Origin of the sequence: Methylomonas sp. EFPC1, assembly GCF_016925515.1 — a bacterium.
Classification (GTDB): Bacteria; Pseudomonadota; Gammaproteobacteria; order Methylococcales; family Methylomonadaceae; genus Methylomonas; species Methylomonas defluvii.
Genome location: NZ_CP070494.1, coordinates 425,614 through 439,145 on the forward strand (window position 1 = coordinate 425,614; position 13,532 = coordinate 439,145).

Here is a 13,532-nt window from a genome sequence, read left to right on the forward strand (position 1 = left end):
ATGATGCGCGATGCAAGCCCGCAAACGGTTTTCCTGAAAGACTATACCCCGCCCGAGTATCTGATCGAGCAGATTGAACTGAATTTCGATTTGGACGAGCAACACACGCAGGTCCACTCAACCTTGAGTCTGCGCCGCAATCCCCAAAGCCAGGACAGCAGTGCCGCATTGACCTTGCTCGGCGAGGAATTGCAGTTGGTGAGTATCGCGATAGACGGCCAGGCACTGGAACAGAGCCAGTATTTGCTGGGCGAGGAAGCCTTGGTCGTGCATGAAGTGCCGCAGGATAGGCCGTTTCAAATCGTCATCGAAAATGTCATCAATCCGCAAGCCAATACCGCGCTGGAAGGTTTGTATTTATCCAGCAGCATGCTTTGCACGCAGTGCGAGGCACAGGGCTTTCGGAAAATCACCTGGTTTTTGGACCGGCCGGATGTGATGAGCCGTTTTAAAACCACCTTGACTGGCGATAAGAGCAAATATCCGGTCTTGCTGTCCAACGGCAATAAGGTCGGGCAGGGTGATTTGGAAAACAACCGGCATTGGGTGAGTTGGGAAGATCCCTTCGCCAAGCCTTGTTATTTGTTTGCCCTGGTGGCCGGGCAACTGGAATGCGTGGCCGACGAGTTCATCACCATGACCGGTCGGCGGATCGCGTTGGAAATATTCGTCGAGCAGCACAATGTCGACAAATGCGACCACGCCATGCAGTCTTTAAAAAACGCCATGCGTTGGGATGAAGAAACTTACGGTTTGGAATACGACCTGGATTTGTACATGATCGTTGCGGTCGACCATTTCAATATGGGCGCGATGGAAAACAAAGGCTTGAACGTATTCAACACCAAATTCGTGCTGGCCCGGCCCGACACCGCCACCGACAGCGATTACGAGCACATCGAAGGCGTGATCGGTCACGAGTATTTCCATAACTGGTCCGGTAACCGCGTTACTTGCCGCGACTGGTTTCAGTTAAGTTTGAAAGAAGGCTTTACTGTGTTCCGCGACCAGCAATTCAGCGGCGACCGCACGTCGCCGGCGGTAAAACGCATCGAAGACGTCAACGCTTTGCGCACCCGGCAGTTTGCCGAAGATGCCGGCCCGTTGGCGCATCCGATTCGTCCGGAAGCCTATATCGAAATCAACAATTTCTACACGCTAACCGTCTATGAAAAAGGTGCGGAAGTAGTGCGGATGCTGCACACCTTGCTGGGCGCGGCTGGTTTCAGGAAGGGCTGTGATTTATATTTCCAGCGCCACGACGGCCAGGCGGTGACTTGCGAGGATTTCGTCAAGGCTTTGGAAGACGCCAATGGCGTGGAGTTGAAGCAGTTCAGACTTTGGTATTCGCAAGCCGGTACGCCGGTGTTGACGGTGAGCCAGCAATACGATTCCGAATCTCAACAACTGCATTTGACCATTCAACAAAATTGTCCGCCTACGCCTAATCAACCGGTGAAAGCGCCGCTACATATCCCGGTAAAACTGGGTTTGCTGGCTGCCGACGGTTCGGCTGCGCAGATTCATTACAACGGTTCCAGTCAGGCGGAAATTACCTTAAATGTTACGGAAGCGGAGCAAACTTTTAGCTTTGATAAGTTATCTCAGCAGCCGGTCGTGTCACTATTAAGAGGTTTTTCCGCGCCTGTTACCTTGAAGATTGAGCGTAGCCTGGAAGAATTGGCGTTTTTGCTGCGGCACGACAGCGATACATTTAACCGCTGGGAAGCGGGACAGCAACTGGCCGTGCAGGTAATTTTCAAGCTGATCGATGCGATAGAATTGGGCCGGCCTTTGCAACTGGAGCCGGTTATCGTCGATGCCTATCGCAGCGTGTTGACCGATAGCGGCGGTGATTTGTCTTATCAAGCGTTGTTGCTGGCGCTGCCGGAAGAAAGTTATTTATCCGGGCAAATGGCTGTTATTGATGTTGAAGCTATCCATCAAGCCCGCGAGTTTGTCAAAAAGACCTTGGCAGACCAATTGCAAGCCGAGTTTAAGCAGTTGTACCAGCAACATCACCGCGACGAATCCGGTAGTTTCGATGCCGGTGCGGTCGGGCGGCGGCGCTTGAAAAATGCCTGCTTGAGCTATTTGAGCAAGCTGGAAAATCAGGATGTTTATCATATCGCCGAGCAGCAGTTTTATAGCGCCCGGAATATGACCGATCAGTTGGCGGCGTTGTCGGTCATCGTCAACAGTAACCATCCGGCCAAGGCCAGAAGTCTGGATAGTTTTTACGTGCAATGGCGGCAGGAAGCGCTGGTGATAGACAAATGGTTTACCTTGCAAGCCACAAGCAGCATGCCCAATACCTTTGCTACTGTGCAGGCCTTGATGAAGCATCCGGCTTTCGATATGAAAACGCCCAACCGCGTGCGCTCATTGATTGGTGCCTTCAGCCAGGCCAATCCACTGCATTTCCATGCCATAAACGGCGAGGGCTACCGCTTCCTGGCCGACCAAGTGTTGGCGCTGAATACCCTCAATCCGCAAATCGCCTCGCGGATGGTCACCGGGCTGGCGCAATGGCGGCGTTATGATGCAGCCCGGCAGGGCTTGATGAAACAGCAATTACAGCGTATCGTCGCTACCGAGCATCTGTCCAAGGATGTCTATGAGATCGCCAGCAAGAGTTTGGCGTAGTTGTCACAATCACGTAAACTAGCGCCGAAATAAGCCATCCGCATCAAGCATGAACCCACGCACCGCCCAGGTTGAGCGCAATACGCTCGAAACCCAGATCAAAGTTTCCATTAATCTCGACGGTAACGGCTCGGCTTCGTTTACCACCGGTTTGCCGTTTTTGGACCACATGCTGGATCAGATAGCCCGGCACGGCTTGATAGACATAGAGGTTGTCTCGCACGGCGACCTGCACATTGATGCCCATCACAGCGTGGAAGACATCGGCATTACGCTCGGTCAAGCCTTTGCCAAAGCGCTGGGCGATAAAAAAGGCATTTACCGTTACGGCCACGCTTATTGCCCGTTGGATGAATCGTTATCGCGGGTGGTGGTGGATTTCTCCGGCCGTCCGGGCTTGTTCTATCAAGTGGAATTCAAACGCGCGTTCATCGGTAATTTCGACGTGGATTTGTTTAAAGAGTTTTTTCAAGGTTTTGTGAATCATGCCGGCGTGACCTTGCATATCGATAATATCAAGGGCGGCAATGCGCATCATATTGCCGAAACCGTATTCAAGGCATTCGGCCGGGCCGTGCGGATGGCAATCAGCCATGACGAGCGGATGGCCGGTATCATGCCTTCCACTAAAGGCAGTCTATAATTCCCCCATTTTTCGCCTAGAAACCCCGACCTTGTATCTCTAGTTTTATGTCATCAGTAGCCGTTATCGATTACGGAATGGGAAATCTGCATTCCATTGCCAAAGCGCTTCAACATGCCGATAGCCGGGTAAACGTACAAATAACGGCTGATGCCGCAGTGATTCGCTCGGCGGATCGCGTGGTGTTTCCGGGGGTCGGCGCGATACGTGATTGTATGCAAGCCTTGAACGAGAGTGGTTTGGCGGATGTGATCCGTGAAGTAGCGCAAAGCAAGCCTTTTCTGGGCATCTGCCTGGGTATGCAGGCCTTGCTGACCGACAGCGAGGAAAACGACGGCATCGCCTGTCTGAACTTATTTCCTGGCCATGCGCGCCGTTTTGCTGACCACATGCTGGATGCCGATGGCAATGTGCTGAAAATTCCGCACATGGGCTGGAATCAGGTCAAACAACATCCGCATCCGCTTTGGCGCGACATTCCGGATCATAGTCGCTTTTATTTCGTACACAGCTATTATGCGGCGCCGGACGATTCGCGCCACAGCGCCGCAACGGCCGATTATCCGCAAGCCTTTACCTGCGCACTGGCAAAAGAGAATATGTTTGCCGTGCAATTTCATCCCGAAAAAAGCCAGACTGTAGGATTGCAGCTATTGCAAAACTTCCTGGCTTGGGATGGGACCGCGTAACTCCCCAACCCTTAGATGTTGGCTTTACTAACCTTTAGATTTAGTGTTTTAACTGTCGAGATTTAAATATGTTGCTGATACCCGCAATTGACTTGAAGGAAGGAAAATGTGTCCGTTTGCGCCAGGGTCGTATGGAAGACGATACCGTATTCTCGGACGATCCGGTGGCTGTGGCCGGGCGCTGGGTTGAAGCAGGGGCGAAGAGATTGCATCTGGTCGATCTGGACGGCGCCTTCGCTGGTAAACCGAAAAATGCCCAGGTTATTAACGCCATCGTCCAGGCTTATCCCGATGTGCCGGTGCAAATCGGCGGCGGTATCCGAGATGAAGACACCATCCAGGCGTATCTGGAAGCCGGTGTGCAATATGTGATTATCGGCACCAAGGCCGTCAGCGAACCGCATTTCGTGCGCGACGTGTCGATTGAGTTTCCCGGCCATATCATCATCGGTCTGGATGCCAGAGACGGCAAAGTAGCAATCGACGGCTGGTCGAAACTGTCCCGCCACGATGTCATCGATCTAGCACAAAAATTTGAGTCCAACGGCGTTGCCGCCATTATCTACACTGATATTTCCCGCGACGGCATGATGCAGGGCGTCAATGTCGAAGCCACTGCAAAATTGGCGCGCTCGGTGCACATTCCGGTCATCGCCTCCGGCGGTATCACTAATTTGGACGACATTCGTGCGCTGGGCGAGGTGGCCCACGAAGGCATCATGGGTGCCATCACCGGTCGGGCTATTTACGAAGGGACGCTGGATTTTGCCGAAGGCGAAAAGCTCGCCGAGTCTTTCGGTGGAGCAGATGTCTGAGCTAATGCTGCTAAATCGTAAACCATGAGCCTAGCCAAACGTATTATTCCCTGCCTGGATGTCGATAACGGCCGCGTCGTCAAAGGCGTGAAGTTCGTCGATATTCGCGATGCCGGTGACCCGGTGGAAATCGCCCGTCGCTACGACCGAGAGGGTGCCGACGAGATCACCTTCCTGGACATCACCGCGACCCACGACAACCGCGACACCATCGTACATGTGGTCGAACAAGTGGCCAGCGAAGTATTCATTCCGCTGACTGTCGGCGGCGGCATCCGGGTGTTGGAAGACATCCGCCGCATGCTCAACGCCGGCGCGGACAAAGTGGGCATCAACAGCGCTGCGGTATTTCGCCCGGAGTTTGTTAAGGAAGCGGCTGAAAAGTTTGGTTCGCAATGTATTGTGGTGGCTATCGACGCTAAAAAAGTCAGTCAGGAAGGCGAGGAAAACCGCTGGGAGATCTTTACCCACGGCGGCCGTAAACCGACCGGTATCAATGCCGTCGAATGGGCCGTCAGAATGAAAGACTACGGCGCGGGTGAAATTCTTTTGACCAGCATGGACCGCGACGGCACCAAATCCGGCTTTGACTTGGCTTTGACCCGCGCCATCAGCGAAGCGGTCAGCATTCCGGTCATCGCTTCCGGCGGTGTCGGCAATCTGGACCATCTAGCCGACGGCATTACCCAAGGTAAAGCCGATGCGGTCTTGGCCGCCAGCATATTCCATTTTGCCGAATACACGATAGAGCAGGCCAAGAAACATATGCAATCCAGAGGCATAGAGGTGCGTTTATGAAAGTTGCCTGGCTGGACGAAATCCAGTGGACCGAAGACGGCTTGGTGCCGGTCATCGCTCAACTGCAGGATAGCGGCCGGGTGGTGATGTTTGCCTGGATGAACCGTGAATCGCTGGTCTTAACGGTCGCCGAAGGTTATGCGGTATATTGGTCCCGCTCCCGCAACCGTTTGTGGCGCAAGGGCGAGGAGTCCGGGCATAGGCAAAAAGTCATCGATATGCAATTGGATTGCGATGCTGATGTAATATTGCTTAAAATTGAACAGGAAGGCGGCATCGCCTGCCACACCGGTCGGGAAAGCTGTTTTTACCGCAGCCTGAAAGATGGTGCATGGCAAGCCACCGAGCCGGTACTGAAAGACCCCAAAGCCATCTACAAATAGACAATCACACGCCGGCATAGCTCAGCAGGTAGAGCAGCGCACTCGTAACGCGAAGGTCGTAGGTTCGATTCCTATTGCCGGCACCATTTAAATCAACACTCTATCCTTTTTAGACATTTGCAAAAGTTGCTTCGTTATACTCGCGCGCGGGATGTCGGGGAGTTTGATAGCGCGTGCAAAGATGCGGATGGTCTATAGACTTATACCGTTTTGGCCGGCCAGTTTTGGTTAGTCCCGACCCTATAGGCCGCAACCGCTAATTTTAAGCGCCGTCCGGACGCTTTAAATCCTGACTTTTTATCCGAAGGTATTCAAATCCTTTCCTTGCACTTTACAGAGACAACACATTTTGAGTTTAAATAGTTACCAGTCGGTTGATCGCGAACAATTAGCCAAAGACATCAGCCAAATTCATAAACAAGCGTTAGCCGATATTGGTCCTGCCGATTTCGAACATTTAAAAAAAGTCGAACGTTGGGGCAAGGTTTGCTCTCTCGTGGGTTACGCGACCGCCTGGATTTTTCCCAACCCGATTTCCGCGTTGTTGATCAGTCAGGGCAGTTTTTCCCGCTGGACCGGGGTAGGTCATCCCATCGTGCATAAAGCCTTCGATAAAATGCGGGACGTGGACAAAAACTACACCAGCAAGAAGTTTGCAACGGGCTGGCGGCGGTTTTTGGATTGGCCGGATTGGATGACCCCGGCCGGCTGGCATCACGAACACGATTTATTGCATCATTACAACCTGGGTGAGGAGACCGATCCCAACAATGCCCAGCACAATATGGAATGGCTGCGGCAATCCAAACTGCCGATGTGGCAACGCTATGCCATCGTGGCGTTGTTTTCCGGTATCTGGAAAATTATTTATTACACGCCGCGCACGCACAAAGAATTGGTTTTAAACGCCGCCCGCCTGCAAGGTAAACCCAAGCCCGAGACCACACGTATTGGTGCCTGGAGCTTGTTTACCCCGCAAGGTAAGGCGCTATGGCTGCAAAGCGTATTGCCTTATAGCGCGTATCGTTTTGTATTAATACCGCTGCTATTCTTACCGCTGGGCGGGGTTGCCGCTGTCAGCGTATTGATCAATTCGATTCTGGCGGAAATTTTCACCAATATGCATAGCTTTTTGGTGATGATCCCCAATCATGCCGGCGATGACGTGATGATGTTCGATGAAAAATCGCATAGTAAAGGCGAGTTTTATCTGCGGCAGATTTTGGGTTCGGTCAATTATCCAACCGGGTCTAATTTCAATGATTTTTTCTACGGTTGGTTGAATTATCAAATTGAGCACCATTTATGGCCGGATTTGCCGCTAAGCCAATACCAAAAATTGCAGCCGCAAGTGAAAGCGCTGTGCGAAAAACATAATATTCCTTACTGCCAGGAATCGGTATTTAAACGCATGCTGAAAGCCGCGGATATTATGGTAGGCAAAACCTCAATGCTGAAGCCGGCGACTGTTTAATACGTCCAGCGCGAGTTGTTTAAATAACCCACTGAATCAAACTTTATGTTTTAGGCGAAGAGCCTATGCGATTCTGGGTGACTGGCGATGCGCGCTAATTTATGTCAATGCAGTTAATCTGCCCACAAACGAGTGTAATCAACGAAAATACTATGAGCGACATCAGAGATATCAAGCCCGAACCCATCGCAGCAAAACCAAACTGGAATTACGACTCGTACTTTCTAGCCCAGCTTGAACGGATCAATCAGCAGACCGCTATTAAGAAGCCGAAAAAGCGCGTTGTCGATGCCGCGCCGAAAGACAACAACGATGCGGCGGACGAGCAGAATAAATAGTTAACCCGGGTAAACCGTGCAACGCGGTTTAGTCGTGTTACGCCGCCTTTTCGCGGAGGACTGCCAGCGGTTTTGTGTAAACGCATTCAGGCAAGGTTCCACCTGATTTTTCTGGACCTGCCGTGTCGTTGAAAGCAGCGATAAACTTGGCGAGAGGGTGCGTTCGCTATTTGCCGGGATTGGTTTAGTTACTGGCGTACAGTGTAAGCACGGTGGCTGGTCAGGTTCGTAAAGCGTTGCATCTCTATCGTCAAGGCGACTAACGAAACGGCATAAAAATGTGCGCACGGACTACACATTTTTCCATATCGCAGTAATATCGTCACTTAAAGAGTCTGTCGGAGCGCAAAATGTACTGCCCAAACTGTGGAAAACAAAACCCGGACAATGCAAATTTCTGCCTTGAGTGTGGCGCAGCCATGCAAGTGAATAACGGCTATCGCGGGCCAGTGGCTAACGGACGGAATATGACGTTTACCGAATCGGTGTCCGGCTGTTTTGCAAAGGCATTTGTTTTTACAGGTAGAGCATCACGCGCTGAATACTGGTGGTTTGCGCTGTTCACGCTATTGGTATCGATGATGGCGGGAGTCATTGATCAATCGTCCTACGGCGAGCCGGCTACCGTCACGGCGATCACCAACTTGGTTATTCTATTTCCTTCGCTGGCCGTTAATATCCGCCGATTACACGATACCGGGCATAGCGGCTGGTGGTATCTGATTATTCTGACCATCATCGGCATCATTCCGTATTTCATCTGGATGGTGTCAAAAGGCGATGACCGTGCAAACGAGTACGGGGCTCCGCCTGTTTAACCCCCTTCATTTTAAACTTCGTCGATCAGTCAATTAGCCGGGATGATAACCACTATTGCGTTGCTCGCATCGCTAATATTAAACATTATTCTGGTCGGGCTGCTGGTCTTAAATGCCAGAAAAATTCGACGAAAAAATCAAAATCAGAAACAGCCCACCCTTAGAACGCCTGCGAACGTAAGGACAATTTCCTGTCCATCCTGTGCGCAACGCATTAAATTTACGTTGCCCATCGAGGGTAACAAAGCGCGATGCCGACGCTGTCAAGCTCAGTTCAAACTGGATACCGATGAGCATCGGAATGTGTATATAACCGAAATAAAACTGCCTGAAGAGGGTCAACACATCAAATCGTTAGCGGATTGTTATTTAATTCTTGGTCTAACTGCTGATGCCATACCGATAGACATCAAAGCGGCGTACAAAAAGAAAATTTCCGAATACCACCCGGACCGAGTCGGCGTGTTTGGCGAAAAAATCAAACAACTCGCCGAGGAAGAAACCCGACAAATCAACGCCGCCTACGCCATGCTGCAAGAGCAGGGCATGGTGTGACATCGCCAAGTTGGTTTTAGGATGATTGGCGCTGACAAAAGCTAAACGATTTTAACCGGCCATCGGTTTTTAACATTGGCGTGTAAGCATCACCAGCGGCGTAGCACTTAACAAACGCCGAACTCTTGCTGTGCCGGATCGACTCAGCATTTATGAATACCTGCAAACGACTACACTACCTGGCGGCGTAACATATCTGTCGGATATGGGTTTCAATCAAATCAAGGACTGAGCGTGACAGCATCGTATTTCCAATATTGGGGTAAAGCCGAGCCAGAAGCCGATGACGGTCTGGCTTACCATTGAGTGGATGTGGTGGTGGAGTGGAAATTGTTTAAGTTACTGACCGGCAACGATGGTTCACTGAAGTTGCGTATTCGACCCTTTGCGGACTGCCGTTCAATTTGATCTAATGACGGGTATTCGTCCATTAAAGCTCATTTTAATTTATTTCAAACTCTAGTTTATAAAACATCGAAAATGTCAGAGCCCAATATTTCAGGATTTCGAGATCAGCCAGAACGAAACGCTAGTGGTTCGGTTTATACAGGACGATTGTGCTGTGACGATGTGCAAGTCACTGGCGAAGGAGCAGAAGCGCTTGTCACCTTTACTGTTACAGTTAGACAGCTTATAGATGCGGCAAAAACCGAGATGCTTTGGACTGACCAAGATGTTCAGCGAGGCGTGAAACCTGAAATCACTTCTAAAGTTTCCAAAGAACTTTCTCTGTCAAAAGGTTACCCAGACAGTGACATCTATATATTTAATGCTGTGTCAGCAGATGAAATGACTGAAAAGTTGCTGCGTGGCCAACGACTTTTTATTAATCCGCTCGTTTGGAATCTACGCCCTGGGAACTTTGATGCTTATTACGACGCTGCGGAAAGAAAAATATACATTTATGATGGAAAAATTTATCTACCTGACTCTCACCATCGTCACCAAGCGATTCTGAAGGCTGGTGATATTTACAAGTCGGCACCCAACGAGTTTCCGCACTTTGATCTAAATAAACAATTCAAGGTTGAGCTATATTTCCTAAAAAAATCTGATGAAGGAAATTATTTTTTCGATAAGAATCAAAGACCAACTCCAACAGCAAAATCTAAAGCCTATGACTTAACGTCGTTAGATGATCTTTCCGTTCTTGCGAAGAAAGTAATTGAACTGACCCCGTCGCTACACAGCAATGTCAATCGCGTTACTGACCGCCTAACTTCAAAGAATCCAGACGTTGTAACTCTTTCGACTTTGAGAGAAACCTTAAAATACGCAGCAGATACTGAATCCTTCGACGAATCTGAGATTGATGGGTTTGCTCATGTTGCGGCAACGCTTTTGCAATTGCTCACAAAGGTAAGGCCGGAGCTTGGGTTGGTGTCCGTGCAGGAGCGTAAGCAAATAAGATTAACTTCTCTCGTGGATGCTCCTATCATGTTTCAGGGCTTCGGTGCTTACATCAGTGATTTTAGTGAAGATGTTGTCGAGCTTGGGCTGCAAAAAGCTACCGAGAAATGGAGTCAGCGATTGGAGAGGATTCGATCTTCAGAAATATATTTTCATGGAGATTGGAGCGGGGATCTGTTTGAAAAAGCCAATCCACTTTGGAGCAGGCTCGGTATCTTGAAGCCAGGGGTTTCAGGCAGACCAACTGTAAGCAATAACCGGGCTGCTCGAATTCAGGTTATAAAAGCTTTAAGAATAGTTGCGGCCAACGACAGTAACAATCGAGACTTAACTGTTTTGATGCCATGAAGACAAAGGAACGCTTTGCGTCATTGCTCGATGGGCGAAATGTCGCTCCATTAACAGAGCGTGAGAAATCTCGTGCATCAAATGTCTTTTTAGGCATGGATCCACTAGTAAGCGCTCGATATGAAGCTGGATCCAGAACCCGGTTCATTGAAGCGGTAGACGATGATGGGGAGGAATATGGTGAAATTGTCTTCTCTGACGATATTTATCCAGGCACAAACCTTGTCAACCCTAATGCTTCTCTTTCACTACCGGGAGCCGCAGCTCACGAACTGTCACATTACCATCGATGGAGGAACAAATCAGAGTTACCTCATGGAGAGTTAACACATATAGACGAGGCAATGACAAGTTTGGAGGCAGCTCTTCGCTTTTCAGCGAATTTGGGACAGGGAGATATACAAGGACTAATCTCCGACTCACTGCACCGCTTGCGATTGTATTTGGCTGAGTTAGAAAACCAAAACGAAACATAGGGCCGTAGGATGTGATGAACAGCTTGAAGCGCATCGTTCGCGATTGATGTGGTTCGTGCCTCATCGCATATATGGACTCCTCCCCAATTGCAAGCCAAGTGTTATCAAAATTGATGTTTCCAACAGAGATCGAGATTGCAGCCATATATTCGGTCTCTTGATGAAGGTGTTTGATTGACCTTCGGACCCTGATGAATCTATCCGCGCGCTTTTTCCACTATCATCCTAACGGTTTCTTGAGAACCTATGCGCGGAACGGGATTTAAAAGCACCGGTCTGACCTGTTGAATGTCATCACTTTTGAGTTACTTGCCTCCGCAATCTGTTGAACTCTGTTGATTGTCTGGTACTACACCGGATTGAGGGTTATCCACGCTTTGTTCGCGCCGGAACCCTTCTCTCGTGTGAAGGCGTGGGCAAAGGGTGGATAACCCGGCTTCGAACGGTGGTTATGCCCTCGCTTGGTATGCTTTGCCCTGCGTCGCCATTGCCCAAAGTATCCGGGCATTCTTGTTGGCCAGTGCCACGGCGGCTTTGTTGAAGCCTCGTCGTTCGATCGGACCTTGCAGCCAGCAACTCAGCGGATCGGTCTTGCCGCCACACACTTTCAGCACTGATCGCGCACCGTGGATCAACAAGGTGCGCAAGTAACGGTTGCCGCGTTTGCTGATGCCCAGCAATACCTGTTTGTCGCCGCTACTGTGCTGCCTGGGTACCACGCCCAGGCTGGCGGCGTAATCACGTGCTCGGGTATAACCCTTGCCGTCGCCAATGTCCGAAGCTAGGATGGTGGCCGTGATCGGCCCAATACCTGGCACGTCCCGAAACCGTTTGCTCAGCGCATTTTGCTCGCATAAGCGGCTAATACGTTGTTCGTGGGCCTTAATGTCAGCATCAATGGTCACCAGACGTTGATACTGTTCGGCAAACAATTCGCGGCCCGTGGACGTTAGTGCATTGGCAGCGTCTTCCAGAATCAGCGGTAAGGCTTTGCGCACGCTGTTGAGGCCTGTTGCCAACACGATGCCGCGTTCCGCTAAAAAACCGCGCATCTGGTTGGCCAGCGCCGTGCGCTCGGCTACCCGTTCCTGACGCAAGCGGTGCAACATCTGCATATCTTGTTGAGCATCGTCTTTCACCGCTACCGTCCGTTTGTTGGGCCGGGTGACCGCCGTGAAAATGGCTTCCGCATCGTTAAAGTCGTTCTTGTTGCCGACCACAAAAGCCTTCACAAACTTGGCATTCAGCAGCACGACTTCGTGACCGAGTTTGGTTAGCTCCCGCGCCCAGTAGTGAGCGCCGCCACACGCTTCTAGTCCAATCAGACTGACCGGCAAGTTGGCGAAATAGCTCAGCATCTCAGCTCGTTTCAGTTTCTTTTTCACCGGTTTGTCAGTCGCCGTCTGGCTGTACAGATGAAAAATGCTTTTTGCCGTATCCAGACCCACTACGTTACTATTCATTTCGGACTCCTCGTCGCTCCGTTTAAATTCTCTGGTGCAGTATGACACCGCGAGGGGTGGAGAGGAGTCCATGTCATCATCCTACGTCTACTATGGGCTGAACATTCGCCGGCCGGGTCGTCTCGTTGTGCGGCTATTGACCGGTCGGCGACGTTGATGGGTTTCGATTGGAATACGCTGTTGGTTTAGGCATTGGAATCGGTGGCGGATTTCATCGGAATACTCAAGCTGCAAAACGCTCAGCTTTGTATGGTTTACAGCAAAAGGCCGCCCAAAAAGGCGGAAAAATCCGGCTTCAGCTCCGTTAATTTCACAGGGGAACTGCAAATCAACGACTCAGAAAAATTCCGTTAAACCCTTTTTGGTGGCCTGAGTTGGACCAAGGCCTTAGATTACGGCTGGCTGATGGTAATACAACCGGGTAATGGGTAGTCATTGGGGGGGCAACGCTTTGTGGGGGCTTACAGAGGGATTGTCGGTGCGCACAAGCGTTTCGGAGGTGCCGACGCGCGTTCTGTGGACGCCCCCAAACGGTCTGTGCGTGCGTCCAGACCTCCCGTGAGTGCCGCCAACCGTTTCGGGCGTACATCCGACTCTCCCGTGCGTACACTAGAATGCTTCGTTGGTACGCTCGAACCTTCTATGGTTGCCCATGAAGGCTTCGTTAGTGTCGCTT

Annotated in this window: 13 protein-coding genes and 1 tRNA gene; 13 read left to right on the top strand and 1 reads right to left on the bottom strand. The window is 50.7% G+C overall.

Annotated elements, in window-relative coordinates:
• The first annotated feature begins 3 nt into the window (after positions 1–3).
• The 13 genes from pepN (at position 4) to JWZ98_RS02030 (ending at position 11,393) form a co-directional block, all read left to right on the top strand.
• Positions 4–2,646: an aminopeptidase N gene (gene pepN / locus JWZ98_RS01970; RefSeq protein WP_205454374.1), complete on the top strand. Its 2,643-nt coding sequence runs from the start codon at positions 4–6 to the stop codon at positions 2,644–2,646.
• Between the two features lie 49 nt (positions 2,647–2,695).
• Entirely contained in the window at positions 2,696–3,289 is a 594-nt protein-coding gene (gene hisB, locus JWZ98_RS01975) for an imidazoleglycerol-phosphate dehydratase HisB (protein WP_033158582.1), read from the top strand.
• A gap of 47 nt (positions 3,290–3,336) precedes the next feature.
• Entirely contained in the window at positions 3,337–3,978 is a 642-nt protein-coding gene (gene hisH, locus JWZ98_RS01980) for an imidazole glycerol phosphate synthase subunit HisH (protein ID WP_205452888.1), read from the top strand.
• 68 nt (positions 3,979–4,046) lie between these two features.
• Positions 4,047–4,793 carry a 1-(5-phosphoribosyl)-5-[(5-phosphoribosylamino)methylideneamino]imidazole-4-carboxamide isomerase gene (hisA, locus tag JWZ98_RS01985; RefSeq protein ID WP_026147134.1) on the top strand — a complete coding sequence of 249 codons (747 nt, stop codon included), beginning with the start codon at positions 4,047–4,049 and terminating at the stop codon, positions 4,791–4,793.
• A gap of 24 nt (positions 4,794–4,817) precedes the next feature.
• Positions 4,818–5,591: an imidazole glycerol phosphate synthase subunit HisF gene (gene hisF, locus JWZ98_RS01990; RefSeq protein ID WP_205452890.1), complete on the top strand. Its 774-nt coding sequence runs from the start codon at positions 4,818–4,820 to the stop codon at positions 5,589–5,591.
• Positions 5,588–5,974 (top strand): phosphoribosyl-AMP cyclohydrolase, encoded by a 387-nt coding sequence (gene hisI, locus JWZ98_RS01995; RefSeq protein WP_205452892.1) that lies wholly within the window; start codon positions 5,588–5,590, stop codon positions 5,972–5,974. Before hisF ends, hisI begins: the two co-directional genes overlap by 4 nt.
• Before the next feature lie 10 nt (positions 5,975–5,984).
• Positions 5,985–6,060, top strand: a tRNA-Thr gene (locus JWZ98_RS02000).
• A gap of 263 nt (positions 6,061–6,323) precedes the next feature.
• Positions 6,324–7,448 (top strand): fatty acid desaturase, encoded by a 1,125-nt coding sequence (locus tag JWZ98_RS02005; protein ID WP_205452894.1) that lies wholly within the window; start codon positions 6,324–6,326, stop codon positions 7,446–7,448.
• A gap of 152 nt (positions 7,449–7,600) precedes the next feature.
• A complete protein-coding gene (locus tag JWZ98_RS02010) occupies positions 7,601–7,786 on the top strand; it encodes a hypothetical protein (protein ID WP_133120630.1) in 186 nt (61 codons plus the stop codon).
• A gap of 467 nt (positions 7,787–8,253) precedes the next feature.
• Entirely contained in the window at positions 8,254–8,604 is a 351-nt protein-coding gene (locus JWZ98_RS02015; protein ID WP_240348178.1) for a DUF805 domain-containing protein, read from the top strand.
• 303 nt (positions 8,605–8,907) lie between these two features.
• On the top strand, positions 8,908–9,159 hold the full coding sequence (locus tag JWZ98_RS02020) for a J domain-containing protein (protein ID WP_165786248.1): 252 nt from the start codon (positions 8,908–8,910) through the stop codon (positions 9,157–9,159).
• A 480-nt stretch (positions 9,160–9,639) separates the two neighbouring features.
• Positions 9,640–10,917 carry a DNA sulfur modification protein DndB gene (locus tag JWZ98_RS02025; RefSeq protein ID WP_205452896.1) on the top strand — a complete coding sequence of 426 codons (1,278 nt, stop codon included), beginning with the start codon at positions 9,640–9,642 and terminating at the stop codon, positions 10,915–10,917.
• Complete coding sequence (locus tag JWZ98_RS02030) at positions 10,914–11,393, top strand: hypothetical protein (RefSeq protein WP_205452898.1); 480 nt, start codon at positions 10,914–10,916, stop codon at positions 11,391–11,393. The genes JWZ98_RS02025 and JWZ98_RS02030 overlap by 4 nt, the downstream gene beginning before the upstream one ends.
• A 449-nt stretch (positions 11,394–11,842) precedes the next feature.
• Here the strand turns inward: JWZ98_RS02030 and JWZ98_RS02035 are convergent, their stop codons facing one another.
• Complete coding sequence (locus JWZ98_RS02035) at positions 11,843–12,856, bottom strand: IS110 family transposase (protein WP_205452900.1); 1,014 nt, start codon at positions 12,854–12,856, stop codon at positions 11,843–11,845.
• Positions 12,857–13,532: the final 676 nt, after the last annotated feature.